Annotated in this window: 23 protein-coding genes and 1 pseudogene; 7 read left to right on the top strand and 17 right to left on the bottom strand. The window is 65.3% G+C overall.

The annotated features are described in order from the left end of the window. The first annotated feature begins 81 nt into the window (after positions 1-81). Positions 82-2,082, top strand: coding sequence for a potassium transporter Kup (locus RMR04_RS01325; RefSeq protein ID WP_311912577.1), 2,001 nt, complete (start codon positions 82-84; stop codon positions 2,080-2,082). A 137-nt stretch (positions 2,083-2,219) separates the two neighbouring features. On the opposite strand, the gene RMR04_RS01320 is transcribed toward RMR04_RS01325, so the two are convergent. From RMR04_RS01320 to RMR04_RS01300, 5 genes are all read right to left on the bottom strand, one after another. Then, positions 2,220-3,140: a DMT family transporter gene (locus RMR04_RS01320; protein ID WP_311912576.1), complete on the bottom strand. Its 921-nt coding sequence runs from the start codon at positions 3,138-3,140 to the stop codon at positions 2,220-2,222. A gap of 96 nt (positions 3,141-3,236) precedes the next feature. Continuing rightward, positions 3,237-3,719 carry a MarR family winged helix-turn-helix transcriptional regulator gene (locus RMR04_RS01315; protein WP_311912575.1) on the bottom strand — a complete coding sequence of 161 codons (483 nt, stop codon included), beginning with the start codon at positions 3,717-3,719 and terminating at the stop codon, positions 3,237-3,239. A 94-nt stretch (positions 3,720-3,813) separates the two neighbouring features. Further along, positions 3,814-4,395 carry an NAD(P)H-dependent oxidoreductase gene (locus tag RMR04_RS01310; protein ID WP_311912574.1) on the bottom strand — a complete coding sequence of 194 codons (582 nt, stop codon included), beginning with the start codon at positions 4,393-4,395 and terminating at the stop codon, positions 3,814-3,816. A 2-nt stretch (positions 4,396-4,397) separates the two neighbouring features. Next, positions 4,398-5,822: an FAD-binding oxidoreductase gene (locus tag RMR04_RS01305; protein WP_311912573.1), complete on the bottom strand. Its 1,425-nt coding sequence runs from the start codon at positions 5,820-5,822 to the stop codon at positions 4,398-4,400. A gap of 163 nt (positions 5,823-5,985) precedes the next feature. Continuing rightward, a complete protein-coding gene (locus tag RMR04_RS01300; protein WP_311912572.1) occupies positions 5,986-7,317 on the bottom strand; it encodes a cytosine deaminase in 1,332 nt (443 codons plus the stop codon). Between the two features lie 157 nt (positions 7,318-7,474). On the opposite strand from RMR04_RS01300, the gene folD reads away from it, so the two are divergent. Further along, positions 7,475-8,335 (top strand): bifunctional methylenetetrahydrofolate dehydrogenase/methenyltetrahydrofolate cyclohydrolase FolD, encoded by an 861-nt coding sequence (folD, locus tag RMR04_RS01295; RefSeq protein ID WP_311912571.1) that lies wholly within the window; start codon positions 7,475-7,477, stop codon positions 8,333-8,335. A gap of 3 nt (positions 8,336-8,338) precedes the next feature. Here the strand turns inward: folD and RMR04_RS01290 are convergent, their stop codons facing one another. The 12 genes from RMR04_RS01290 to zapE form a co-directional block, all read right to left on the bottom strand. Next, the gene (locus RMR04_RS01290; protein ID WP_311912570.1) at positions 8,339-8,683 is read right to left on the bottom strand and encodes a HepT-like ribonuclease domain-containing protein; all 345 of its coding nucleotides are present in this window, start codon (positions 8,681-8,683) and stop codon (positions 8,339-8,341) included. Beyond that, the gene (locus tag RMR04_RS01285; protein ID WP_311912569.1) at positions 8,683-8,979 is read right to left on the bottom strand and encodes a nucleotidyltransferase family protein; all 297 of its coding nucleotides are present in this window, start codon (positions 8,977-8,979) and stop codon (positions 8,683-8,685) included. The genes RMR04_RS01290 and RMR04_RS01285 overlap by 1 nt, the downstream gene beginning before the upstream one ends. A 48-nt stretch (positions 8,980-9,027) precedes the next feature. Then, the gene (gene lpdA / locus RMR04_RS01280) at positions 9,028-10,425 is read right to left on the bottom strand and encodes a dihydrolipoyl dehydrogenase (protein ID WP_311912568.1); all 1,398 of its coding nucleotides are present in this window, start codon (positions 10,423-10,425) and stop codon (positions 9,028-9,030) included. A 102-nt stretch (positions 10,426-10,527) separates the two neighbouring features. Then, on the bottom strand, positions 10,528-10,911 hold the full coding sequence (locus tag RMR04_RS01275; RefSeq protein WP_311912567.1) for an MAPEG family protein: 384 nt from the start codon (positions 10,909-10,911) through the stop codon (positions 10,528-10,530). Positions 10,912-10,940: 29 nt separating this feature from the next. Further along, positions 10,941-12,179 (bottom strand): 2-oxoglutarate dehydrogenase complex dihydrolipoyllysine-residue succinyltransferase, encoded by a 1,239-nt coding sequence (gene odhB / locus RMR04_RS01270; protein ID WP_311912566.1) that lies wholly within the window; start codon positions 12,177-12,179, stop codon positions 10,941-10,943. Positions 12,180-12,233: 54 nt separating this feature from the next. Continuing rightward, positions 12,234-15,191, bottom strand: coding sequence for a 2-oxoglutarate dehydrogenase E1 component (locus tag RMR04_RS01265; RefSeq protein ID WP_311912565.1), 2,958 nt, complete (start codon positions 15,189-15,191; stop codon positions 12,234-12,236). Positions 15,192-15,354: 163 nt separating this feature from the next. After that, complete coding sequence (sucD, locus tag RMR04_RS01260; protein WP_311912564.1) at positions 15,355-16,239, bottom strand: succinate--CoA ligase subunit alpha; 885 nt, start codon at positions 16,237-16,239, stop codon at positions 15,355-15,357. 9 nt (positions 16,240-16,248) lie between these two features. Continuing rightward, entirely contained in the window at positions 16,249-17,445 is a 1,197-nt protein-coding gene (gene sucC / locus RMR04_RS01255; protein ID WP_311912563.1) for an ADP-forming succinate--CoA ligase subunit beta, read from the bottom strand. 120 nt (positions 17,446-17,565) lie between these two features. Next, the gene (gene mdh / locus RMR04_RS01250) at positions 17,566-18,528 is read right to left on the bottom strand and encodes a malate dehydrogenase (protein ID WP_069688842.1); all 963 of its coding nucleotides are present in this window, start codon (positions 18,526-18,528) and stop codon (positions 17,566-17,568) included. 262 nt (positions 18,529-18,790) lie between these two features. Further along, entirely contained in the window at positions 18,791-19,390 is a 600-nt protein-coding gene (locus RMR04_RS01245) for a TetR/AcrR family transcriptional regulator (protein WP_311912562.1), read from the bottom strand. Positions 19,391-19,396: 6 nt separating this feature from the next. Continuing rightward, positions 19,397-19,888 carry a GNAT family N-acetyltransferase gene (locus RMR04_RS01240; RefSeq protein WP_311912561.1) on the bottom strand — a complete coding sequence of 164 codons (492 nt, stop codon included), beginning with the start codon at positions 19,886-19,888 and terminating at the stop codon, positions 19,397-19,399. A gap of 3 nt (positions 19,889-19,891) precedes the next feature. Continuing rightward, positions 19,892-21,070, bottom strand: a complete 1,179-nt coding sequence (gene zapE / locus RMR04_RS01235) for a cell division protein ZapE (RefSeq protein WP_311912560.1) — start codon at positions 21,068-21,070, stop codon at positions 19,892-19,894. Positions 21,071-21,308: 238 nt separating this feature from the next. On the opposite strand from zapE, the gene RMR04_RS01230 reads away from it, so the two are divergent. From RMR04_RS01230 to RMR04_RS01210, 5 genes and pseudogenes are all read left to right on the top strand, one after another. Next, positions 21,309-22,964, top strand: coding sequence for an acetolactate synthase large subunit (locus tag RMR04_RS01230; protein WP_311912559.1), 1,656 nt, complete (start codon positions 21,309-21,311; stop codon positions 22,962-22,964). Positions 22,965-22,978: 14 nt separating this feature from the next. Next, positions 22,979-24,361 carry an aldehyde dehydrogenase family protein gene (locus tag RMR04_RS01225; RefSeq protein ID WP_311912558.1) on the top strand — a complete coding sequence of 461 codons (1,383 nt, stop codon included), beginning with the start codon at positions 22,979-22,981 and terminating at the stop codon, positions 24,359-24,361. A gap of 444 nt (positions 24,362-24,805) precedes the next feature. Next, positions 24,806-25,492 (top strand): RNA polymerase sigma factor, encoded by a 687-nt coding sequence (locus RMR04_RS01220; RefSeq protein WP_410492306.1) that lies wholly within the window; start codon positions 24,806-24,808, stop codon positions 25,490-25,492. A 135-nt stretch (positions 25,493-25,627) separates the two neighbouring features. Beyond that, positions 25,628-26,147, top strand: a pseudogene (locus tag RMR04_RS01215) (flagellin); the annotation flags it as partial. Positions 26,148-26,248: 101 nt separating this feature from the next. Next, the gene (locus RMR04_RS01210; RefSeq protein WP_311916016.1) at positions 26,249-26,803 is read left to right on the top strand and encodes a flagellin; all 555 of its coding nucleotides are present in this window, start codon (positions 26,249-26,251) and stop codon (positions 26,801-26,803) included. Positions 26,804-26,855: the final 52 nt, after the last annotated feature.

Below are 26,855 nucleotides of genomic sequence, written 5' to 3'. Positions count from 1 at the left end.
CCGGCGCGCCTTTGCGCGCCGGCCTGCTTGTGTTAGACGCCCCGGCCTTTCGCTGCACCGCAGCGCGCGCGGAGATCCCTGATGGGGCATGATCAGCCGAATCCACCGACCACACGGCCGGAGGATTCCCGTTTCGGCCTCGATGATGGTCATGGCGGCACAAGTCATGGCGGCGCGAACAAGCACGGCCATTCCACCAACAGCTTCGCGGTCCTGGCGCTGGGAGCGCTCGGCGTCGTCTATGGCGACATCGGCACGAGCCCGCTCTACGCCCTGCGCGAGACGGTTCTGGCCGCGACCGCAGCCCATGGCGCACTGACCAATGCCGCAGCCGACACGCCGGTGCCGCGCGACATCGTCATCGGCGTGCTGTCGCTGATCCTGTGGTCGCTCGTCATCGTCGTGACGCTGAAATACGTGCTGCTGCTGATGCGGGCCGACAACAATGGCGAAGGCGGCATCCTGACGTTGGTCGCCCTGGCCCAGCGTGGCCTGGGCCGCATGCGCGGCGGCTTCGTGCTGTTTTTGGGAATGGCGGGCGCGGCGCTGTTCTATGGCGACGCGGTCATCACGCCGGCGATCTCGGTGCTCTCGGCTGTCGAGGGTATCAAGCTGGTGACGCCGGTGCTCGACGACTATGTGATCTGGATCGCCTCGATCATCCTGATCGGCCTGTTCATGGTGCAGAGCGGCGGCACCGAAAAGGTCGCGAATTTCTTCGGCCCCGTCATGCTGGTCTGGTTCGCGGCGCTGGCGGGCCTGGGCATCTATCACATCGCCGACGAACTGACCGTGCTCGCCTCGGTGAACCCCTATTACGGCCTGCGCTTCTTCGTCGACCATCCTACGGTGTCGCTGGCCGTGCTCGGCTCGGTCTGCCTGGCCGTCACGGGCGCCGAGGCGCTCTATGCCGATATGGGCCATTTCGGCCGTGGGCCGATCCAGAGCGCCTGGATCTGGCTGGTGTTTCCCTCGCTTTGGCTGAACTATCTCGGCCAGGGCGCGCTCATCCTGTCGGACCCGTCCGCGATCGACAATCCGTTCTACAAGCTCGCGCCGGACTTCCTGATCCTGCCGCTCGTCATCCTGGCGACGGTCGCGACCATCATCGCGAGCCAGGCCGTGATCACCGGCGCCTTCTCCCTGACGCGCCAGGCGATCCAGCTCGGCCTGCTGCCACGGCTCGAGATCCGGCACACCTCGGAGCACACATCGGGGCAGATCTACATCCCGCGCATCAACTGGCTGCTGCTGGTCGTCGTGCTGCTCCTGGTCTGGGCCTTCAAGACCTCGTCGAACCTGTCGCACGCCTATGGCATCGCCGTGTTCGGCACGATGGTGGTGAGTTCGCTGCTCGCCTTCATCGTGATCCGCCGCAACTGGGGCTGGAGCCTGATCGCGACGCTGGCGCTGATCGTGCCCTTCCTGGTCATCGACATCGCCTTCTTCGCCGCCAATCTGCTCAAGCTGTTCAGCGGCGGCTACATGCCGGTGCTGCTGGCGATCGTGCTCGTCGTCATGATGTGGACCTGGGTGCGCGGCACCAAGATCCTGTTCGACAAGACACGCAAGACCGATGTGCCGCTGCTCGAACTCGTCGGCATGCTGTCGAAAAGCCCGCCCGTGCGCGTCAAGGGCATGGCGGTGTTCCTGACCAGCGATCCCGAGACGGCGCCCGCCTCGCTGCTGCACAACCTCAAGCACAACAAGGTGCTGCATGAGCGCAATGTGATCCTGACCGTGCGCTCGGCCGACACACCGCGCGTCGCCGAGGAGGAGCGCGTCAGGCTCTCGCGGATCACCGACGATTTCTGGCGGGTCGAGATGGTCTATGGCTATATGGAGAGCCCCAACATTCCCAAGGGGCTCGCCGTGCTGCGCAAGCAGGGCTTCAAGTTCGACATCATGTCGACCTCGTTCTTCCTGTCGCGCCGCTCGATCAAGGCCTCGCCGCAATCGGGCATGCCGATCTGGCAGGACAAGCTCTTCATCAGCCTGACCAAGAGCGCGACCGACGCCACGAGCTTCTTCCAGATCCCGACCGGCCGCGTCGTCGAGGTCGGCACGCAGGTCTCGGTCTGAAAGCCCACCCGTCAATTCTCGGGCGAAGCCCTCGGGCCCGATCTTCGATCGGCCCAAGGATAAACTCCGCGTGGACCCGAGAATCTCTGGAAAGAGATGTTCGGGTCGAGCCCGAGCATGAAACGCCTTTTGTAGGCTCAATCGAGCCGCGCTGAAGCCGCTTCCTCCGGCACATGCCTGACCCGCTCCCGGTAGAGCAGGTACAGTCCCGAGGCGATGACGATGCCAGCGCCGATGAAGGTCCAGCGGTCCGGCCACTGGCCGAAGGCAAACCAGCCGAGCGCGATCATCCAGACGATCTGCGAATAGATGAAGGGTGCAAGCACCGTCGCCGGCGCAAGCCGATGCGCCAGGATCAGGAGCCAATGGCCGAAGCCGCCGAGCACCCCGGTCGCGAACATCACCAGCCAGACCAGTGGGCTTTGCGGCATCGTCCAGAAGAACGGGATCAAGGGCAGCATCGCAAGCGTGCCGGCGACGCCCGAATAGACCATCGTCGTCTCCGGCGGATCGAAGGCGGCAAGCTTGCGCGTCGCCAGCGAATAGAACGAGTAGCAGACGCAGCCGAGCACGCTGAGCAGGGCGGCAGGATGCATCCCGCCGAAGCCCGGCCGGGTAATCACCAGCACGCCGAGAAAACCCACGCCGATGGCAACAAGCCGGCGTGGACCCGGCCATTCCCCCAGGAGTGGGCCGGAGACCAGCGCCACCAGGAGTGGCCCCGCGAACATGATCGAGACGGTCTCCGCGAGCTGGAGATATTTGACCGCGATGAAGTTCAGCATTGTCGAGCCCAGCAGAAGCAGCGAGCGGACAGCCTGGAGCCAGGGTCGTTGCGTCCGCAGGATACCGGGATGGCTCCACGGATTGAGCAGCAGGCAGACCAGCGCCATGCTGCCGGCATAGCGGGCGAACACCACCTGCACCGGATCCATCGAGGCCGACAGCCATTTCGCGCTGGCATCGAGCATGGCGAAGCACAGCACGGCCCCACACATCAGCGCGATCGCGGCCAGCCGCGTGCGGCTGGTTTCCGGAGTGTGGGAATGGGCCGCCAAGAAAGATTCCGTCATGCGCTGGCAGAATGCCAGAGGCAGACTTAACCGTTTTACGGCCTCAGGCCAGTCGATGGCTGCATGCAATCCATGCGCGTATCAGCCGTCGCTATCGGCCTCGTCGCCATCGACATCGCCATCCTCGATCTCGACGCCGGCTTTCGACAATCCTTTGGCGGCTTTGCGGAGAAGCTTGCGGAGCTGCTTGCGCTCCTTCGCGTCGAGACGTTCAAGCAACTCGTCCTCGACCTGGTTCCAGACCGCATCCAGCGTCCCGGCGGTCTTCTGGCCGAGTTCGGTCAGTGCGACCTGGACGAGGCGTCCGTCGCGGCTGCCGCCCTCGCGCGTGACGAGGCCCTGCAAGGAAAGCCGGCCGATCGTCTTGGAGACCGTCGGCGGCTTGACCCGGAGCAAGGTCGCAAGCTCGCCCATCGTCATCGGCGCGGGCTGCAGCGCCTTCAGCGCCTGCTCCTGGCCCGGGAACAGGCCAAGCGCGTTGAGCCGCTCGCCCATCCGCGCGCGATGCAGCCGCGCCGTCACCAGCAGGGCACGGCCGACGCTCTTCTCCAGCGACTTGGTCATGAGCCGGTCCTTGCTAATGGTTTCGGCGATCGTTCGCCGGCTCTCAGATCGCCCGCGATCATGACACGCTGATGACGTGGGTGAGACAGATACTTCACAGCTGGAGGATATTAGCACGAACCCGGTCTAAAAATGCCCTACGGGTCTCCGGCGTGGCGCGGTTCATGTCGTAATGCGCCAGATAGCGCGGCCGCGCGCTGGGGTGGCAGACCGCGCGCAGCACCCGATTGACCAACTTGCGCGGCGGATCGCCCATCAGCAGCGCGCGCCAGCGCGTGCCGCCATAGGTCGTCACCACCGCAAGCTTGCGGATGTTCCAGAGATTGGGCCTGACCTTGCCGTCGACCAATCTGAACGAGATGCCGGGCAGGAAGACCCGGTCGAAGAACCCCTTCAGGATCGCCGGATAGCCGAAATTCCAGACCGGAAAGCACAGCACCAGCGCCTCGGCCTTTTGCAGCCGCTCGACATAGCCGGCAACGGGACGCGTATTGCTGGCGAGGTCATGATAGCCCACGCGCTCGGCCCGGCTCAGCACGGCGTCAAAACCTTCGGCATAGAGATCGCAATCGTCGACCTCGTGCCCCACCGAACGCAAGCTCGCCACCACCGTCTCGTGCAGCGCCGCGCCATAGCTCTCCGGATCGGGATGGGCGTAGAGCACGAGCACGCGCATCGTCAGCCCACCCCCGCTTCGGAGAGGCTGCGGAACAGGAAGGTCTTGCCTGAAGCGTAGTCGTAAGCCGGGTCTTCCCAGGCGATCATCTTGCCAGGGTTGAGCAGCCCTTGCGGATCGGCCTTGCGCTTGAAGGCGAGCTGGGCCTCGTCGGTCTGCTTCATGCCGCCCTCCTCCAGCGTGTAGCGATGCGGGTTGAAGATTGGCGCGCCCATCGCCTCATGGATCGCCATGATCTCCTCCAGCCGCTCTTCCGTGGTGAAGCGCACCAATGGCAGTCCAAAGCAGGTGATCTTGCCGTCGAAGCGGACGAATTCAAGATGGCAGAGCACTTCATCGCCGAAACGCGCATGGATCGCCTCGACCAGCTCGATCTGGTTCGGGAACGGGTAGAGCACCTGGAGATAGGTGATGGCGGGATCGACGCGCAGCGCCCTGAGCGTGGTGTGGTTCCAGCCGAGCTCATAGGCGGGCGGCAGGCCCTTCGCCTCCTCCGGGGAGAGCCTGTCCGAACGCATCAGCAGTTCGGCGCCCTTGAACCGCCTCGCATAAGCCAGCAGCGAGTCGACCGCGAAATCGGCGGCCATGACGATGACGAGATGGCTGTCGCGCGGCAGGAATTTCCTGTGCCGCAGGAAATAATCATGGGGAGCCGGCGCAGCGACGACGGCAAGGTTCTTCAGCGCCAGCCCGTCCTGCTCGCCCAGATCATTGGCGAACTCCGTCGCGGCTCGCAAGCTACCGAAGCCGAGGATGACATCGACCCAGTCGTAAGCCGGCGCCAATGGCATCTCGACCTCGGTGATGATGCCGTTGGTGCCATAGGCATGGGCAACCTTGTGCAGATCCTCGCCGCTCAGCTCCAGAATGCGCGGAGAGGCCTCCATCGTCGCAACCTTGAGCGCGATAATGTTCCCCCAGTCGCGCAATCCGCCCCATTTGATCGAGCCGACGCCACCCGAACCGCCGGCGATGAAGCCGCCGATCGAGGCGGTCTGGTACGTCGAGGGGTGGAGCCTGAGTTCCTGGCGCGAATGCTTGCGCGTCTCGTCATCGATCCGCGCCATGATCGCACCGGGCTCGGCGATATAGCGACCGGGTGCGATCGCCTTGACCTTGTTGAAGCCGGAGAGATCGAGCAGCACGCCGCCCGAGAGCGGCATGGCCTGGCCGTAATTGCCCGTCCCCGTGCCACGCGGCGTCACCGGAATGCCCAGCACATGCGCGGCGGCAAGCACCTCCAGCACCTCCGCCTCGCTTGTCGGGGACACCACGATGTCGGCCGTGACATGGTCGAGCTGGCGCTTCAGCACCGGTGAGTACCAGAAGAAGTCGCGGCTCTTCTGCTTCACCAGCGCCGGGTTGTCCTCGCTGCGGATGCCGCCGAGGCGGGCCTTCAACCCGGCGATGTCGTAGCGGGCGGTCATGCGCTCTTGCCCCACTCAGCCTGACTCTGACCGACCCAAACCCGCATCGTCATCCCGGACGCAGCGAAGCGGAGCTCCGGGATCCATCGTAGAGCGGAGCGGCCTCCGATGGATCCCGGGACAAGCCCGGGATGACGGCGCGGGAGAGACAAACGGCACGGCATCACGAATGCGCGCTCCCCATCAGATGATCGAGCTCGCGATGGTCCGGCAGCGTCGTGTCGATCGCGCGGCCTTGTACCAGCACGGTCCGGTCGGTCTGCGGACGGGCGAAGAACTCGGTCCAGTCGCGGGCGCGGGTCAGGATCAGGTCGGCCGCTCCGCCGGGCGAGAGCACGCCGGCGCCAGTCGCGCCCATGATCGCGGCCGGCGTCCGCGCCACCGCATTCGCCCAATCGGTTCCGGAGTGATCGAACTGGAGGATGCGCGTGCCTTCGCGCAGCACCTCGATCAGGTCGAGGTCGCCATAGGCATAGAACGGGTCGCGGGTGTTGTCGGAGGCGATCATCACCGGCACGCCCGCCGCCTTCAATTCATGCAGCGCCGTGACCCCGCGCCAGCGCGGCGTGCGGCCGACTGCACGGTCCTGCAAATACATGTTGCACATCGGCAGCGAGACCACGCTGATCCCCGCCTCCTTGACCTTGGCGATGATGCGCGCCTCGTCATCGGGCTGCTGCACGGCAAGCGAGCAGCAATGCCCGCACAGGATCTTCCCGGTGAAGCCATGGCGGATCGCGGCATCCGCGATGTTCTCCAGCGAACGCGCCTCAGGGTCATTGGTCTCGTCGACATGGAAATCGAGGTCGAAGCCGTTCTCGATCGCCGTGCGGAAGACGATGTCGAGCGCAGCATCGAGCTGCGGGATCATATAGCTGACGCAGCCGAAGATGCCGTCGCCATGCGTCTTCACGGCTGCCGTCACCGCCCGCATATGCTCGGGCTCGAGCGCGAGCTGGATGCCGAACAGCGGCGATGCCTGCAGCGCGATGCGACCGGCCCATTCCGCCCTGAGTTCGGCGAAGACCGGCCAGGAGATGCCGATCTGCTTGCCGAGCGAGTCGAGATGCGTCCGCATCGCCGCCGTGCCATGACTGAGCGCGCAACGCAGGCCGAACTCCATCCGGGTCCGCACGTCCACCGCCGACCAGTTTGCCTCGCGGTCGATCAGGACATTGCTCAACGCGCCCATGAAGCTGCCGTCCGGGTTGCGCCGGCGCGGCCAGATATGGCCCTTGTCGAGATGGACATGGCAGTCGACGAGGCGTGGCAGCACGATGCCGCCATCGAGATCGAAGCTTGCGCCTGCCTCCAGCGGTTCGGTTCCCGCCGGCAGGATCGAGGCGATACGGCCATGCTCGATGCCGATATCGACCTTTGCCAGCCCGTCGCGATCGGCCGCGAACGAAGCGCCGTCGAGCAGGCAGAGCGGCGCGCGGGCATTGCTCAGGCGAAAGGAGGCTGTGCTGGGCAGGCAAGCAAAACCGCTGGTCACGTCGTCACCTCTCCCGCACGGCCTTGCATCCCGACACAGCGATCGATACCGGCCCGCGATGACGCGTGCAACCAAGCCGGCGTCGCATCCGGGCTTGTCGCCGCCGGGCCGATCGCGCATGAGAACGGCTCGCGGACGAGACGAGGATTGTCAGACCATGCCGGATCAGGCGCGCATCATCGATGGCAAGGCGGCGGCCGCCGCGCTCAGGGCCGAGATCGGCCGCGAGGTCACGGCGATCAAGGCGGAGCGTGGCCTCGTTCCCGGCCTGCATGTCGTGCTCGTCGGCGAGGATCCGGCAAGCCGGGTCTATGTCGCCTCGAAGGAAAAGCTCGCCGCCGAGATCGGCATGAACTCGGTCGCACATCGCCTGCCCACGGAGACCAGCGAAGCCGAACTCCTGGCCAAGATCGCCAGCCTGAACGCCGACGATGCGGTCGACGGCATCCTGGTGCAATTGCCGCTGCCCAAGCATATCGACACCGGCACGATCATCGATGCCATCGACCCCGCCAAGGATGTCGACGGCCTGCACCCAATCAATGCCGGCAAGCTCGCCGGCGGCAAGAACGGCCTCGTGCCCTGCACGCCGCTCGGCTGCATGCTGCTGCTGCGGCAGGTGCTGCCGACGCTTGCGGGGCTGGAGGCCGTCGTGATCGGCCGTTCCGAGCTCGTCGGCCGCCCCGTGGCGCAATTGCTGCTGCAGGCCGATTGCACGGTGACGATCGCCCATTCCCGCACGCGCGACCTCGCCGCCGTGGTGCGCCGCGCCGATATCGTGGTGGCCGCGGTCGGCCGGCCGCATTTCGTCAGGGGCGACTGGATCAAGCCCGGCGCGACCGTGATCGATGTCGGCATCAACCGCACGCCCGACGGCAAGCTGGTCGGCGATGTCGATTTCGCCGAAGCGATCAGCGTCGCCGGCGCGATCACCCCGGTGCCCGGCGGTGTCGGCCCGATGACGATCGCCTGCCTGCTGCGCAACACGCTGACGGCGTTCAGGGCAAGGCGGGGATAAGTCTCAGGCGCGCGAGCGCCGGAGCAGATCCTCGACCGCGGCGCGTAGAGCGGGCAGGTCGTCCATAACAATTGACCAGATCAGCGCCGGGTCGACGCGCCAATACTCATGCCTGATCCTGTTACCGATCGAGCGGACGTCACTCCAAGCAATCTCCGGTCGCATTTCAAGCAGTGCGTCCGGAAGATGGCGCACGGCTTCGGAAATGATCTCGAGCGACCGCTCCGTTCCCCGCTGCAGAAAGAGCGCTGTCGCAAAGGATGCTTGGGTATGGCCGACAAGCTCCTGCTCAATGAGCATGATTGCGTCGAGAATCTCCTCGATGACGACGTCGCTTCGACGCGCCATCAGAAGACTCGGATCGCTTCCCGTTCGATCTGCGCCCGGAGCTTGGGATGCAGGCTCGATCGCGTCGTCAGATCGACGGCAACGCCGAGTTCCTCCGTAAGAAAGCGCTGCATTCCCACGAGATCGAGCAGAGAGAATTTCCGGCCGGGCTCGATGTCGATGAAAATATCGATGTCGCTGTCGTCTCTCGCCTCGTTGCGAGCAGTCGAGCCATAGACGAACGCAGCCTGTGCGCCACGATCGCGCAAGGTTTTGGCACGGCAGACCAATTCGGCGGTGGCTCGATCACGGTTCATGCCCATATTTTACACCAAACAGGGCCGGAAGCGAATGACCACCGCCCCTCACATATGGATCTGACGCTTGTCCACGGCGAGGGCGGCTTCCTTGACCGCCTCGGCCAGCGTCGGATGCGCATGGCAGGTGCGGGCGAGGTCCTCGGCCGAGCCGCCGAACTCCATCAGCACCGTGACCTCGGCGATCAGGTCGCCGGCATGGGGGCCGATGATGTGGCAGCCGAGCACGCGGTCGGTCGCGGCATCCGCCAGGAACTTCACGAAACCCTCGGTATGGCGCATGGCGCGCGCCCGGCCATTGGCCGTGAAGGGGAACTTGCCGACCTTGTAGGCGACGCCCGCGGCCTTGAGCTCTTCCTCGGTCTTGCCGATCGCGGCGACCTCGGGAGCCGTGTAGACGATGCCGGGAATGGCATCGTAATTCACATGGCCGGCCTTGCCGGCAATGATCTCGGCAACCGCCATGCCCTCATCCTCGGCCTTATGGGCGAGCATCGGGCCGCGCACCACGTCGCCGATGGCGTAGATGCCGGCGACATTGGTCTTGAAATGATCGTCGATGATGACGCGGCCACGCTCGGTCGCGACGCCGGCCGCTTCCAGGCCGAGCCCGTCGGTGTTCGGGCGGCGGCCGATCGCGACCAGCACGATATCGGCCGAAAGTGTCTTGGCCTCGCCGCCCGCCGCGGGCTCGACCGTGACGGTCGCACCCTTCTTGGCCGTCTCGACCTTGGTGACCTTGGCGCTGAGCTGGAAGGTGAAGCCCTGCTTCTCCAGGATGCGCTGGAACTGCTTGGCGATCTCGCCATCCATGCCGGGCAGGATGCGGTCGAGATACTCGACCACGGTGACCTTGGCGCCGAGACGGCTCCAGACCGAGCCAATCTCGAGCCCGATCACGCCGGCACCGACCACGACCAATTCCTTGGGAACCGCGGTCAGCTCAAGCGCGCCGGTCGAGGTCACGACGGCCTTCTCATCGACGCTCACGCCCGGCAGGTTGGTGGATTCCGAGCCTGTCGCGATGACGATGGCCTTGGTCTCGAGTTCCTGCGTCTTGCCGTCCTCGGCGGTGACGACGACCTTGCCGGCCGCCGGGATCGAGGCCGTGCCGTGGAAGGGCTCGATCTTGTTCTTCTTCAGAAGGAAGGCGACGCCGTTGACGTTGGCGTCGACCGTCTCCTGCTTGTGGACCAGCATCTGCTTGAGATCGAGCTTGGGCGTGCCGACGACGACGCCGAGGCTCGGGAAGGTGTGGCTCGCCTCCTCGAACATCTCGGAGGCATGCAGCAGCGCCTTGGAGGGGATGCAGCCGACATTCAGACAGGTGCCGCCATGGGTCTTGCGCTTCTCCACCACGGCGACCTTGAGGCCGAGCTGGGCGGCGCGAATGGCTGCGACATAGCCGCCGGGGCCGGTTCCGATGACGACGAGATCGTAGGACATTTAATTTCTCTCGATGGATTCAGGCGAGGGATCGGGAAAGGAGCAGCGGCGCGCAGCGCGCGAGCCTATCCGTGACGGAGGACATGAACGTCTCCTTCCAGTTCAGCTGACCGCACGGACCGCCATCAGCAGGAGTCCGACGATGGATGCGATCCAGACCGCGGTGCGTAGATAGGGCACGCCGGCGAGGTAGAGAGGCAGGTAGATCACGCGTGCCGCCAGCCAGAGCAACGCGCCGGCGACGCCAATTCCATCCGCGCGCTGCAAGACGATCAGCAGCAGCGCCAGAAGCCCGAAGGCGGGGAATGTTTCGAGATAATTGCGGAAGGCCCGGTCGGCCCGCCCCGCGAAAACCCCGATGGGCTGACTGCCCTCGTCGCGCGCCCCGGTGTTCCAGGCCGAGCCCCGTTCGCGGGTAACGGACCTCACCTGCACGGCGAGATAAAGCAGCAGCAGAATGACGCTCGCGACGATCAGGATCGCCATCGCTGCGCCATCCCGCATGGCAAAGGTCCTCAGAGATCCAGCACGAGACGCGCCGGATCCTCCAGCGCTTCCTTGATGCGGACGAGGAAGGTCACAGCCTCCTTGCCGTCGATGATGCGGTGGTCGTAGGAGACCGCCAGATACATCATCGGGCGCGCCACGATCTGGCCGCCGACGACCATCGGGCGCTCCTGGATCTTGTGCATGCCCAGGATCGCCGATTGCGGCGCGTTCAGAATCGGCGTCGACATCAGCGAGCCGTAGACGCCGCCATTCGAGATGGTGAAGGTGCCGCCCTGCATGTCCTCGATCTTGAGGGCGCCGTCGCGCGCCTTCTTGCCGAGCACGCCGATCGCCTTCTCGACACCCGCGATCGAGAGCTGGTCGGCGTCGCGCACCACCGGCACGACCAGGCCCTTATCGGTGCCGACCGCGACCGCGATGTGGTAATAGTTCTTGTAGACGATGTCGGTGCCGTCGATCTCGGCATTGACGGAGGGGATCTCCTTCAGCGCCTGCACGCAGGCCTTCACGAAGAAGCCCATGAAGCCGAGCTTCACGCCATGCTTCTTCTCAAACACGTCCTTGTACTGGTTGCGCAGCGCCATCACCGCCGACATGTCCACCTCGTTGAAGGTGGTCAGCATCGCCGCCGTCGACTGAGCTTCCTTGAGGCGGCGCGCGATGGTCTGGCGTAGCTTGGTCATCTTGACGCGCTCTTCGCGCGAAGCATCGTCGGGAGCCGACGGGGCGCGAAGCTGGATCGGCGCAGCCGGGGCGGCAGGCGCAGGAGCCGGCGCCGCGGACCCCGCTGCGATCGCCGCCAGCATGTCGCCCTTGGTGACGCGGCCATCCTTGCCGGTCGCTGCGACATTCGCCGGGTCGACACCGCTCTCGGCCGCGAGACGGCTGACGGCAGGGCCTGAATCGGCGGCCTTCGTCGCGGCGACAGGCGCAGCAGCGGCGGCAGGCTTGGACGCCTCGGCAGCAGGAGCAGCCGCGGCAGGAGCCGGAGCGGCGGCCTTGCCGTCGCCAGCCGTGATCATGCCGAGCAGCGCGCTGACGCCGACCGTGTCGCCTTCCTTGGCGACGATCTCGCCGAGCACGCCGGCCGCCGGCGCGTTGACCTCGAGCGTGACCTTGTCGGTCTCCAGCTCGACCAAAGGCTCGTCGGCCTTCACTGCGTCGCCAGGCTTCTTGAACCACTTGCCGATCGTGGCCTCGGAAACGGATTCGCCGAGGGTGGGTACGCGGATTTCGGTCGCCATGTCAGGCCTCTGTTGGTGTCTTTGTCTGGCGTGTCGTGATGGGCGCTACTGGTGTCAGGCCGCGAAGGCTTCGTCCAGGAACGCGTTGAGCTGTGCGAGGTGCTTGGACATCAGGCCGGTCGCGGTTGCCGCCGAAGCCGGGCGCCCGACATAACGCGGCCGCTTCGACTTCACCCCGGCATGGCCCAGCACCCATTCGAGATAGGGCTCGACGAAGGTCCAGGAGCCCATGTTCTTCGGCTCCTCCTGGCACCAGACCACGTCGGCGCCCTTGAAGCGCGCCAGCTCCTGCGCCAGCGACTTCAGCGGGAACGGATAGAGCTGCTCGACGCGCATCAGATAGACGTCCTCGATACCGCGCTTCTCGCGCTCCTCCAGCAGGTCGAAATAGACCTTGCCCGAGCACAGCACGACGCGGCGGATCTTGGCGTCCTTGACCAGCTTGGTGGTCGAGCGGCCGCGCTCGGCATCGTCATGCAGCACGCGATGGAAGGTCGAGCCCTCGGCGAGCTCGGCGAGGTCGGAGACGCAGCGCTTGTGGCGCAGCAGCGACTTCGGCGTCATCAGGATCAGCGGCTTGCGGAAATCGCGCTTCAGCTGGCGGCGCAGGATGTGGAAATAGCTCGCCGGCGTCGAGCAGTTCGCCACCTGCATGTTGTCTTCCGCGCACATCTGCAGGAAGCGCTCCAGGCGGGCCGAGGAATGCTCAGGCCCCTGGCCCTCATAGCCATGCGGCAGCAGGCAGACGAGGCCCGACATGCGCAGCCATTTGCGCTCGCCCGACGAGATGAACTGGTCGAACAGCACCTGCGCGCCATTGGCGAAGTCGCCGAACTGCGCTTCCCAGCAGGTCAGCGCATTCGGCTCCGACAGCGTGTAGCCGTATTCGAAGCCGAGCACCGCCTCTTCCGAGAGCATCGAGTTGATGACCTCGTAGCGCGACTGACCCTCGCGGATGTGGTTCAGCGAGGTGTGACGACCCTCGGTCTCCTGGTCGATCAGCACGGAATGGCGTTGGCTGAAGGTGCCGCGCTCGCAATCCTGGCCCGAGAGCCGGACCGGATTGCCGTCGAGCAGCAGCGAGCCGAAGGCCAGCGCCTCCGCCGTCGCCCAATCGATACCCTGCCCGGTCTCGACCGCCTTGCGGCGGTTGTCGAGGAAGCGCTGGATCGTCTTGTGGACGTTGAAGCCGGGCGGAGTCGCCGTGACCTTCTCGGTGATCTCCTTGAGCACGGCGGCGGGAACGCCGGTCGCGCCGCGACGCGGATCGTCCTCGTCGGCGCGGATCGCCTTCATGCCGGCCCAGCGGCCATCGAGCCAGTCGGCCTTGTTCGGCTTGAAGGCCTGGCCCGCATCGAACTCGATCTCGAGCTTGGCCTTCCAGGCAGCGCGCGCCTCGTCGACCTCACCGGGTTGGATCACGCCCTCGGCCTCGAGCTTGGCGGAGTAGAGCTCAAGCGTCGTCTTGTGGCCGCGGATCTTGCGGTACATCAGCGGCTGGGTGAAGCCCGGCTCGTCGCCCTCATTATGGCCGAAGCGGCGATAGCAGAACATGTCGACCACGACCGGCTTGTGGAATTTCTGCCGGAACTCGATCGCGATCTTGGCGGCGAAGACGACGGCTTCGGGATCGTCGCCATTCACATGGAAGACCGGAGCCTCGACCATCTTCGCCACATCGGACGGATAGGGCGAGGAGCGCGAATAGCGCGGATAGGTCGTGAAACCGATCTGGTTGTTGACGATGAAATGCACGGAGCCGCCGGTGCGATGGCCCTTCAGACCGGACAGGCCCAGGCATTCCGCCACCACGCCCTGGCCGGCGAAGGCGGCATCGCCATGCAGCAGGAGCGGCAGCACCTTCGAGCGCTCGACGACATCGCCGAACTGGTCCTGCTTGGCGCGGACCTTGCCGAGCACGACGGGGTCGACGATCTCCAGATGCGACGGATTGGCGGTCAGCGAGACGTGGACATTGTTGCCGTCGAACTCGCGGTCGCTGGAGGCGCCGAGATGGTACTTGACGTCGCCCGAACCCTCGACGTCGTCAGGCGCGAAGGAGCCGCCCTTGAACTCGTGGAAGAGCGCGCGATGCGGCTTGCCCAGGACCTGGGTCAGCACGTTGAGGCGGCCGCGATGGGACATGCCGAAGACGATGTCACGCACGCCGAGCGCGCCGCCGCGCTTGATGATCTGCTCCAGCGCCGGGATCAGCGATTCAGCCCCATCGAGGCCGAAACGCTTGGTGCCGGTGTATTTCAGGTCGATGAACTTCTCGAAGCCCTCGGCCTCGACGAGCTTGTTCAGGATCGCCTTCTTGCCCTCGCGGGTGAAGGCGATCTCCTTGTCGGGGCCCTCGATCCGCTCCTGCAGCCATGCCTTCTGCTCCGGATCGGAGATATGCATGAACTCGATGCCGACCGTGCTGCAATAGGTCCGCTGCAGGATCGCGGTCATCTCGCGGATCGTGGCGAACTCCATGCCGAGCACGTTATCGATGAAGATCTTGCGGTCGAGATCAGCCTCGGTGAAACCAAAGGCGGCCGGCGAGAACTCCTCGGGATCGCGGGCCTGCTCGATGCCAAGCGGATCGAGCTTGGCGTGGAGATGGCCGCGCATGCGGTAGGCACGGATCAGCATGATGGCGCGCACGGAATCGCGCGTCGCCTGCTGCACGTCAGACGCGCTCAAGGCGGCGCCGGCGGCCTTGGCCTTGGCGCCGAGCTTGTCGGAGACGACCTTCTCGACCACGGCCCAGTTGCCGTCGAGCGCCGAGACCAGCTCGCCATTGGCATGGACCGGCCAGTTCGGCTTGGTCCAGGACGCGCCCTTGGCGTTCTGGATGATGGCCGAGCCTTCATCCTTCAGCCCGGCGAAGAAACCCTGCCACTGCTCGTCGACCGATTTCGGATCGGCCTGATAGCGGGCGTAGAGATCCTCGATATAGGCCGCGTTGCCGCCATAGAGGAAACCCGTCTGGGCGAGAGCCTCGTTGATGTCCTGGCGAGCCATGGTCTGTCCTGCCTTTTCCTGCCTACCGCTTCGTCATGCTCGGGCTTGACCCGAGCATCTCTTCATTTCGCCGTCATGGCCGGCCTCGAGCCGACCATCTCTCGGGGAGTTCCGTTGGTCACGAGATGGTCGGGACAAGCCCGACCATGACGCGCCGTCCGGATCAGCCCTTCAACACGTCGACCAAGGTCTTTCCAAGGCGCGCCGGCGAGGGCGAGACCCGGATGCCGGCCGCTTCCATGGCCGCGATCTTGTCTTCCGCGCCGCCCTTGCCGCCTGAGATGATCGCGCCGGCATGGCCCATGCGACGTCCCGGAGGCGCCGTGCGACCGGCGATGAAGCCGACCATCGGCTTAGCTCGGCCGCGCTTGGCTTCGTCCTTGATGAACTGCGCCGCGTCCTCTTCCGCCGAGCCGCCGATCTCGCCGATCATCACGATCGAGGTCGTCTTCTCGTCGGCCAGGAACATCTCCAGCATGTCGATGAACTCGGTGCCCTTGACCGGGTCGCCGCCGATGCCGACGGCCGTGGTCTGGCCCAGGCCCTCGCGGGTGGTCTGGAACACCGCCTCATAGGTCAGCGTGCCCGAGCGCGAGACGATGCCGACCGAACCCGGCTTGAAGATGTTGGCCGGCATGATGCCGATCTTGCTTTCGCCCGCCGTGACGACGCCAGGGCAGTTCGGCCCGATCAGGCGCGACTTGGAGCCCGACAGCGAGCGCTTGACACGCACCATGTCGAGCACCGGGATGCCCTCGGTGATGCAGATGATCAGCGGGATCTCGGCGTCGATCGCCTCGCAGATCGCGTCCGCAGCGCCCGGAGGCGGCACATAGACGACGGACGCCGTGGCGCCGGTCTTGTCACGGGCTTCGGCGACGGTGTCGAAGACCGGCAGGCCCAGATGCAGCGCGCCGCCTTTGCCCGGCGAGGTACCGCCGACCATCTGCGTGCCATAGGCGATCGCCTGCTCGGAGTGGAAGGTGCCGTTCTTGCCGGTGAAGCCCTGGCAGATGACCTTGGTGTTCTTGTCGATCAGGATGGACATGGTTTCTCCTCAAGCCTTCTTGATCGCAGCCACGATCTTCTGGGCGGCATCGTCGAGATCATCGGCGGGAATAACGTTCAGGCCGGAGGACGAGATGATGTCCTTGCCTTCCTGCACATTGGTGCCCTCGAGGCGCACCACCAGCGGAACCTGAAGGCCGACCGCCTTCACCGCCGCGATGACGCCGCGCGCAATGACGTCGCACTTCATGATGCCGCCGAAGATGTTGACCAGGATGCCCTTTACCTGCGGGTCGGCGGTGATGATCTTGAAGGCCGCGGTGACCTTCTCTTCGGTCGCGCCGCCGCCGACATCGAGGAAGTTCGCCGGCTCCTCGCCATAGAGCTTGATGATGTCGAGCGTCGCCATGGCGAGGCCCGCACCGTTGACCATGCAGCCGATCGTGCCGTCGAGGGCGATATAGGCGAGGTCGTACTTGGAAGCCTCGATCTCCTTGTCGTCCTCCTCGCTCGTGTCGCGCAACGCCACGATCTCGGGGTGACGGTAGAGCGAGTTCGAATCGAACGAGATCTTGGCGTCCAAGCACTTGATCTGGCCCTGCGTCGTCACGATCAGCGGGTTGATCTCCAGCATGTCCATGTCCTTGGACACGAACGCCGTGTAGATCTGGCCCAGCACCGTGCCGGCCTGCTTGGCGAGATCGCCGGAGAGGCCAAGGATCCGCGCCATGCTGCGGCCGTGATGGGGCATGATGCCGGTGGCGGGATCGACCGAGAAGGTCTCGATCTTCTCCGGCGTGTCATGGGCGACAGCCTCGATGTCCATGCCGCCTTCGGTCGAAATCACAAAGGCGACGCGCGAGGTCTCGCGGTCGACCAGGGCCGAAAGATAGAACTCCTTCTCGATGTCGGAGCCGTCCTCGATATAGAGGCGGTTGACCTGCTTGCCGGCATCGCCGGTCTGCGCGGTCACCAGCGTGTTGCCGAGCATTTCCTTGGCGTGGCTCTCGACCTCGGCGACCGACTTGGCCAGCCGCACGCCGCCCTTGGCGTCAGGGCCGAGTTCCTTGAACTTGCCCTTGCCGCGGCCGCCGGCGTGGATCTGGCTCTTCACCACATAAAGCGGTCCGGGCAGCTTCTTGGCGGCCTCGACGGCCTCAGCGACCGTCAGCGCCGGAAAACCGGCGGAGACCGGCGCGCCGAACTCCTTGAGAACCGCCTTGCCCTGATATTCGTGGATGTTCATGTGCTCGGTTTCCCTGAAGCGAAGGTTATTTTGGCAGTCGGCAATAGGCAGTCGGCGGTAGGGAAGCGAGCCGGCGCCATTTTCACGACTGCCGACTGCCTATTGCCGACTGCCCTTATCTCACGCCAATGACGGATCGACGGCCTTGCAGGCATCGATGAGGGTCTGGACCGAAGCCACCGACTTCTCCAGCATCGCCTTCTCGGCGCTGTTGAGGCGGATCTTGACGACCTTCTCGACGCCCTTGGCGCCAATCACCACCGGCACGCCGACGAACATGTCCTTGACGCCGTACTGGCCCTTGAGCGCGGCCGCCGCCGGCAGGACGCGCTTCTGGTCCTTGAGATAGCTCTCGGCCATCGCGATCGCGGAAGCCGCGGGCGCATAGAAGGCCGAACCGGTCTTGAGCAGGTTGACGATCTCGCCGCCGCCCTTGCGGGTGCGCTCGACGATGGCGTCCAGGCGCTCCTGGGTGGTCCACTTCATCTTGACGAGGTCAGGCAGCGGAATGCCGGCAACGCCCGAGTAGCGGACGAGCGGCACCATGTCGTCGCCATGGCCGCCGAGCACGAAGGCTGAGACGTCCTTGACCGAGACCTTGAACTCGTCGGCGAGGAAGTGGCGGAAGCGGGCGCTGTCGAGCACGCCGGCCATGCCGCAGATCATGTTGGGCTTGAGCCCGGAGAACTTCTGCAGCGCCCAGACCATCGCGTCGAGCGGGTTGGTGATGCAGATGACGAAGGCCTTGGGGGCGTAGGTCTTGATGCCCTCGCCGACCGACTTCATCACCTTGAGGTTGATGCCGATCAGGTCGTCGCGGCTCATGCCGGGCTTGCGCGGCACGCCGGCGGTGACGATGATCACGTCCGCACCCTTGATGTCCTCATAGGACTGCGTGCCGGTATAGCTCGCGTCGAAACCGTCGACCGGCGCGGATTCGGCGATGTCGAGGCCCTTGCCTTGCGGGATGCCCTCGGCGATGTCGAACATGACGACGTCGCCCAGTTCCTTCAGACCGGCCAGGTGCGCGAGCGTTCCGCCGATCTGGCCGGCGCCGATGAGGGCAATCTTCTTGCGGGCCATATCCTAGTCCTTGTCCTTAGGTGCTGCGGGAGGCCGGTGGCCGGCCGAAACCGTGGGTTTCTTTGGCCCAAACGGGGCTTTTGCCGCAACCCTGTCGTTTGCGGGGATGAAGACCAGCCTCGATGCGCGCCAGTTTGGAGCGCAACCGACCAATCGACCTGATTTCAAGCACTTGCACCGGGCGAAAATGGGGCCGCCTCGTCCAACGCCAAGAAAACCGGCAATGACAATTTACAGATTTTGTAATTTGTCACAAGATTTTTCAGATGATCCCGGTTTCCAGCACGCGCAGAGCGACGCGGATCAGCGTGGCCAGGCGCGTATCGACAGAGGCCTGGGGCACATCCGCCTCGAGTGCCAGCGCGGCCGGATGGATGAAGCGGTGCGTGGCGTCGATGACGAAGGCGATGGCGCGGTCGCGGTCGCGCGGCTCGAAGGCGCCCGACGCAATGCCCTCGTCGATGACGCGCTCGAACAGCGCGCGGACGCGGGTGCGGTTGCGCCGGCTGATCGCATGGCGCTTGGCGACCGCCTGCGAGAGCGCGGCGAAGAGATGCGGATCCTCACTCAGCAGATCGCGATTGCCCTTGGCCAGCGCCAGGATCAACCGTTCGAGCTTGTCGGCGGCGGGGTCGGGCCCGTCGGCGATGTCGGCGAGCCGCCGCTCGGTCGTCTTCAGCCAGACATCGACGACAGCATCGACCAGCGCCCCGCGCGACGGAAAGTAGCGATAGACATTGGCATGCGTCATGCCCGCCTCCGCCGCCACCGCCACGACGGTGAAGCGCTTCAGGCCGAACTGGCGCAGATGCTCGCTGGCGACCGAGAGGATGCGGGTCTCGCTCGGTTCGCGCATCGGCATGGGGCCTCAGTTCCGCTCATCGGCGGGAGCGAGCGTTTTGCTCATGATGATGATGCGCCCGGCATCTTCGATCTCATCCCGAATGAAGCGGAACCCCAATTTTCGATAAAACGGCTCCGCATTGATCGCGGAAGGCACCGTCAGACTGTCCAGCCCCTGTTCGCGCGCGATGTCCAGGATACGGGCCATCAAAGTGGCCCCGATCCGCTGTCCCTGTCGATCTGGACAAACGAACACAGTGCGGACCGTCGTCTGATGCAGGCTCGCCGTACCGACAACGATGCCGGCGATCGTCGCGACGAGAACGACACGCTCCGCCATACGCGCCTCGACCCGATCAACCGAGAAGTTGGCGACCACTGTTTCGATCATCTCGGCAGTGTAAAATTTCGCGTTCGTCTCACGCAGAGTTCTTATGACGATCGCGCTGATGGCCGCTGCATCGTCCATCGTGGCCGGCCTGATCATCACTGCATTATCAGGCTCGCGTGTCGGCATGGCTCAGGTTTCCACCAATCCGCCGCTATCGCCGCTCGCGGCGGAATCGGCGCGGCCATGCGGCAAGGCGAGATAGTCGTCGGAGCGCATCTCGATCAATCGCGAGACCGTGCGGTCGAACTCGAAGGCCTCGCGGCCATTGCCGTCCTTGTAGAGTTCGTGCGGCTCGGCCGCCGCCGAAGCGACGAGCTTGACGTGGTGCTCGTAGAGCGTGTCGATCAGGATGATAAAGCGCTTGGCCTCGTTGCGCCGGTCCCGCACCAGCACCGGGATGTCGTCGAGCACCAGCGTGTGGAAGCGCTGCGCCAGCGCGATATAGTCGGAGGCGCCATAGGCCTGGCTGCAGAGATCGGAAAAGCTCGCCCGCGCCACGCCGCCGGCCGCCTGCGGAATCCGCATCTCATGGCCCTTGACCGACAGGGTCACCGGCACGCCATGCGCCGCGCCGGAGACGCGCCTGAACGCCTCGTCGAGCGCAGCCTGCGCCGCCGTGTCAGCCGGAACGTGATAGGTCGGCGCGCCGCCGAGCTTCTCCAGGCGGAAATCGGTGCGCGCATCGAGCCTGAGCACCTCGACCTTCTCGGTCAGCAGCGCGATGAAAGGCAGGAACAGCGCCCGGTTGAGCCCGCCCTCATAGAGCCGCGACGGCTCGACATTCGAGGTCGCGACGACGACGACGCCAGCTGCGAACAGGGCCGTGAACAGCCGGCCGAGGATCATCGCATCGGCGATGTCGGTGACCGTGAACTCGTCGAAGCAGAGCAGGCTCGCCTCCTCGGCGAGGTCGGACGCGACCGGGCCGATCGGGTCCGGCTCCTTGACCTCGCCGGCCTTGAGGCGCTGGCGATAGGCATGGATACGGACATGAACATCGGCCAGGAATTCGTGGAAATGCACGCGCCGGCGCTTCGGCACCGGTGCTGCGTCATAGAACATGTCCATCAGCATGGTCTTGCCACGCCCAACCGAGCCCCAGATATAGAGCCCCTTGGGAGCCTCGGATGAGCTCTGCTTGCCGCCGAGCAGCCAGCCGAGCGCACTGCTCTTCCTGCCCAGGCGGCGCGCGCCCAAGGTCTCGGCCAGCGCTGCCAGGCGCCTGACCACGGCGACCTGCGCCGGATCGCGCTCGATGGCGCCGGCTTCGACCAAGGCGGAGTAACGGTCTGAAATCGAGGCGGCCATGGCTCGGGATCGTCGGCGGAAGGGAATTTCCGGTTACGGCAGGCAAAGCCCAGCCGCAAGGCCTGCCCCGGCATAGCAGGGCCTCGAAACGCTGCCGCCCCCTCTTGGTAGCCACGCCTTACTCGCGCAATCCGGCGCGCCGCATGGCAGCCCTTCCCGGCCCGGCTTTCCGTCCGCGCCGCAACGGCCTAGCCTAACCGTCAGATGAGGCAATCTTCTTAGCGAAAGGCGGCCAGTGATGAAGAAGGGCTCCGACCTCTTGATTGAGGCGCTCGAGAACGAGGGCGTCGACCGCATTTTCGGTGTGCCGGGCGAGGAGAACCTCGATGTCGTCGAGTCGCTTCGCACCTCCAGCATCAAGCTGATCCTGACGCGGCATGAGCAGGCGGCGGCCTTCATGGCCGCGACCCATGGCCGCCTGACCGGCAAACCCGGCGTCTGCATCGCAACGCTGGGACCTGGCGCGCTCAACTTCTCCACCGGGGCGGCCTACGCCCATCTCGGCGCCATGCCGATGATCCTGATCACCGGCCAGAAGGCGATCATGACCGCAAAGCAGGCGCGCTTCCAGATCGTCGATGTCGTCGCCTCGATGAAGCCATTGACCAAGATGACGCGACAGATCGTCAGCGTCGCCAGCATCCCATCCGTGGTGCGCGACGCCTTCCGCGTCGCGATGGAGGAGCGGCCAGGTCCGGTCCATCTCGAATTGCCCGAGGATGTCGCGGCCGAGGCGATCGCGGATGCCTCGGTCATTCCGGTTCACCCGCTGGAGCGCCCGGTCGCTCAAGCCGCCGCGCTCGACCGCGCGGCCGAAATGATCCTGGCCGCCAAGCACCCGCTCGTCATGATCGGCGCGGCGGGCAACCGGCCGCGCCTCGTCGAGGCCTTGTCGTCCTTCGTCAGGCGCACGCGCCTGCCCTTCTTCAACACGCAGATGGGCAAGGGCGCCGTCACCGGCGGCTCGAACCTCTATATGGGCACCGCCGCCCTGTCCGAGCGCGACTATGTCCATCTCGCTGTCGACAAGGCCGACCTGATCATCTCGATCGGCCATGACACGGTCGAGAAGCCGCCCTTCCTGATGAAGAGCGCCGGCGGCTCGAAGGTCATCCATATCGGCTACCAATCCGCCAATGTCGAACAGGTCTACCATCCCGACGCCGAGGTGATCGGCGACATCGGCGCGACCGTGACGGCGCTTGCCGACCGGCTCGAAGGCAAGCTCGCGGCCGATTCCTCGATGCTGGAGCTGCGCCAGACGATCCTTGCCCGGATCAATGATCGCGCCGAGGAGGACCGCTTCCCGGTCACGCCGCAACGCATCGTCCACGATATCCGCCAGGTCATGCCGGAGGACGGCATCGTTTGCCTCGACAACGGCATGTACAAGATCTGGTTCGCCCGGAACTACCGCACTCATGTCGCCAACACGCTGCTGCTCGACAATGCGCTGGCGACGATGGGCGCGGGGCTGCCCTCGGCGATGATGGCGGCGATGCTCTATCCCGAACGACGCGTCATGGCGGTGTGCGGCGATGGCGGCTTCATGATGAACTCGCAGGAGATGGAGACGGCGGTTCGGCTCGGCCTGAACCTCGTCGTCGTCATCCTCAACGACAACGCCTATGGCATGATCCGCTGGAAGCAGTCGGTCGATAATTTTCCCGATTTCGGCATGACCTTCGGCAATCCCGACTTCGTCCGCTATGCCCAGGCCTATGGTGCGAAGGGTTCGCGGGTGACGGCGGTCGAGGAACTCGTGCCGACGCTGGAGGCAGCCTTCGCAGGCGGCGGCCTCCATCTCGTCGAGGTGCCGATCGACTATTCCGAAAACACCCGCGTGCTCGTCGAGGAGCTGCGCAACCACAGCCCCGACATCCAGCTCGCCTGACCGGGAGAAAACCCATGCTGCAGGTCGTACAGGCCTTCGACCGCGCGCCGATCACCGAGATCGCGACCGACGACGCGGCCGCGCTGGAAGCCAAGCTCCAGGCTGCCGAGCGCGTCTTCCGCAACCGCGACGGTTGGCTCAAGCCGCATGAGCGGATGGCGCTCCTGCGCCGGCTGGCCGGGCTGATCGCCGCGAAGCGCGACCATCTCGCTTTGCAGATCGCACGCGAAGGCGGCAAGCCGCTGCCGGACGCGATCGTCGAGGTCACCCGCGCCATCGACGGCGTCCACAACGCCGCCGACGAATTACGCAATTTTGCCGGCCGCGAGATCCCGATGGGGCTATCCCCGGCCGCCATCGATCGCTGGGCCTTCACCACCAAGGAGCCGATCGGCATCGTCGCGGCGATCTCGGCCTTCAACCATCCGTTGAACCTGATCGTGCATCAGGTCGCCCCTGCGATCGCCACTGGCTGCCCGGTCATCATCAAGCCGGCGGGCACGACGCCGCTGTCCTGCCTCGACTTCGTCGCGCTCGCGCATGAGGCTGGGCTGCCGGAGGCCTGGTGCCAGAGCTTCGTCCCCGAGACGACCGATCTTGCCGAAAAGCTCGCGACCGACCCGCGCATCGCCTTCCTCAGCTTCATTGGCTCGGCCAAGGTCGGCTGGTACCTGCATTCCAAGCTGGCCCATGGCGCGCGCTCGGCGCTGGAGCATGGCGGCGTCGCACCTGCGATCGTCGACAAGAGCGCCAATCTCGAAGCGATCATCGAGCCGATCGTCAAGGGCGGCTACTACCATGCCGGCCAGGTCTGCGTGTCGACGCAGCGCATCTATGTGCATGATTCCATCGTCAACGACTTCACCGAGCGTCTCGTCGCGCGAGTGAAGAAGCTACGCACCGGGGATCCCGTGCTGAAGGACACCGAAGTCGGCCCGCTGATCACGCCGAAGGAAGCCGACCGTGTCGCCTCCTGGATCGACGAGGCGGTGAAGGGCGGCGCCAGGCTGCTGACCGGCGGCAAGCGCCTCTCCGAGACGACGCTGGAGCCGACCGTGCTGGTCGATCCGTCCGAGGAGGCACGCATTTCGCGGGAGGAGATCTTCGGGCCAGCCGTCGCGATCTACCGCTATCGCGATCTCGACGAAGCGATCGCCCGGGCCAATTCCCTGCCGGTCGCCTTCCAGGCCAGCATCTTCGCGCAGGACATCGACATCGCCTTGCGCGCCGCCAACCGGCTCGATGCCTCGGCTGTCATGATCAATGATCCCACCACCTTCCGCACCGACTGGATGCCCTTCGCCGGCCGCCGCGAATCCGGCTACGCCACCGGCGGCATCCCCTTCACCATGCGCGACATGACGCAGGAGAAGATGATCCTGATGCGCCGGAGCTAGGCATCGGCCCGAAAGGTGAGAACCGGTTTTCGGGCTGCTTCGGTGCTGCAAGAAGTGCGGGGAACCCTTCGGGAAAAGGGAAGGGGCATCGCGCTTTGCCGTCATGCTCGGGCTTGACCCGAGCATCTTTGAAACCAGCTCCTTCTGGTCATCAGATTCTCGGGTCTGCGCTTCGCTCCGCCCGAGAATGACGGACGGCGCCCCCTCATCACCACCAGACCATCTCCGATGTGCGCCCGCCTGCATCGAAAGCGACCAGGAACTGGCCTCGAGATCGGCAATTCTTGCCTAGTACTGGGAAAATTTTTCCTAGTTAAGTATTTGAAATTTATGATCTTTTTTCGATTTTTCCGCGCCTGGTTTCCGCCGCTGCGCCGTTTCACTGGAAGGGACAAGCCACAACTCCATCGATTTGTGCGCGATCTCTCCCTGGGAAATGCCGCTATGACCTGTCCGCCGTCTCATCTAGATATCGCGACATTCGCCGTTCCCATGCCGCCGATCGGGGCCCTGGAGGCGCGCACGGAGCTGCTGCCGAAATTGGGGGACCTCTCAATCCGCAGGCCATTGGATCGCGATGACGAGCTCCTGCGGCTGATCGCGCTCAGCGACGAGACGGCTTTCCGCCAATTGGTCGAACGCCATGTCGACCGGGCCTATGCGCTGGCCCTGCGCATACTGCGCAACGCGGCCGATGCGGAGGATGTGGTCCAGGACACACTGCTCAAGATCTGGACCCATCGCGGCAGCTGGGAAACCGGGCGGGCGAAATTCACGACCTGGCTCTACCGTGTCGTGACCAATCGCTGCCTCGACATGCGCCGGCGGCCGCAGACCGAGGGCATGGAGAACCTGCCCGAGATCGTCGACGAGCAGCCCGACGCCCTTACCGCGCTGCATCGCCACGAAGTCAACGACCTGCTGACCCGGGAAATGGGGCGCCTGCCCGACCAGCAGCGCGTCGCCCTCATCCTGTCCTATTACGACGATTTCAGTAATGCGCAGATCGCGGAGATCATGGAGACGACGGTCTCGGCCGTCGAGGCGCTGCTGAAGCGCGGCCGCCAACATCTGCGCAAGCATCTGCGCCGTTCGGAACGCGATATCCGGCAGTCGTTCACAGACGATTAGCCATAGTCCGCTTCTCCCGCAGAAACCGCGCCCGCCTGGCTCTGCCGTTCCGTTGAACTGGCAGACACGGGAGCACCGCGTCCTCGCCTCCCTGAACTGGAGGGCGAATTCCCAGCCGCGCAAGGAGAAGCCGTCATGGCTGTGATCTCGACCAATATCGCCGCCAATTCGGCGGTCCGATACCTCAACATGAACTCCGTCGACCAGTCGTCCTCGCTGTCCAAGCTGGCCAGCGGTTCGCGCATCACCAAGGCCTCGGACGATGCCGCGGGCCTTGCCATCTCGACGCGGATTTCGTCCGACGTGACGGCGCTGACCCAGGCGGCCACGAACGCCTCCCACGGCACCTCGATCCTGCAGACGGCCGATGGCGGCGCCTCCAACATCAGCGACATGCTGCAGCGCATGAAGGCGCTGGCCTCGCAGTCGGTCTCCGGCACCGTCACCGATTCCGAGCGTGCCTATATCGACGCGGAGTTCTCGCAGCTCGCAGAGGAAATCGACGGCATCAGCGAGAGCACGCGCTATAACGGCGCCAGCCTGCTCGACGGCACCAGCGACTTCGCCAACGGCATGGTCGTCGTCGTCGGCTCGAACGCCACCAGCGACACCATCAAGGTGACGATCGACGCCCTGACCACCTCGGCGCTCGACATCACCGCCAAAACGGATGAGGCGCCCGCCAGCCTCGTCGGCAGCGCCAGCGGCTACGACGCCAGCGGCGGCGACGTCTCCTTCACCGTCAACGGCACCTCGGTGACGCTGTCGGCGACCGGCGGAACGGCCTCGGACGGCGTCTACACGGCCGACGACATCGCAACCGCGATCAATACCGCCCTGGGCACCAGCACCGTGTCGGCTTCCGTCGATGCGACCACGGGCAAGCTGACCCTGTCGAACACCGCGACCGGCTCCACCGCCGAGATCACCGTCGCGGGCACCGGCAGCTTCGATGTCGCCGATCTCGGCTTCGACGACACCAGCAGCACGGGCCGCGACGCCGGGACCACCCTCTCGGTCGCGACGCAGGACGGCGCCCAGGCGGCCATCGATGTGATCGACGCCGCGATCGACAAGGTCTCGAGCGCCCGCGCCAATATCGGCGCGCTCGAATCGCGCTTCGAGTTCCGCTCGAACACGATCGCCACCAGCATCGAAAACCTCGAGGCCGCCAATTCGGCGATCAAGGATGTCGACGTGGCCTCCGAATCCGCCACCCTGGCGGCAGCCAAGGTCAAGACCCAGGCCTCCGTCGCCGCCGCCGCCCAGGCGAACCAGATGCCGCAGGAACTGCTCAAGCTGCTGCAGTGATCCGATGAACAAAGCGGGCCGGTCTCCTCCGGCCCGCCCTTCCACCGGGGTG

The sequence above is a fragment of the Bosea sp. 685 genome (assembly GCF_031884435.1).
Classification (GTDB): domain Bacteria; phylum Pseudomonadota; class Alphaproteobacteria; order Rhizobiales; family Beijerinckiaceae; genus Allobosea.
This window is presented reverse-complemented; position numbering and strand designations above follow the sequence as displayed.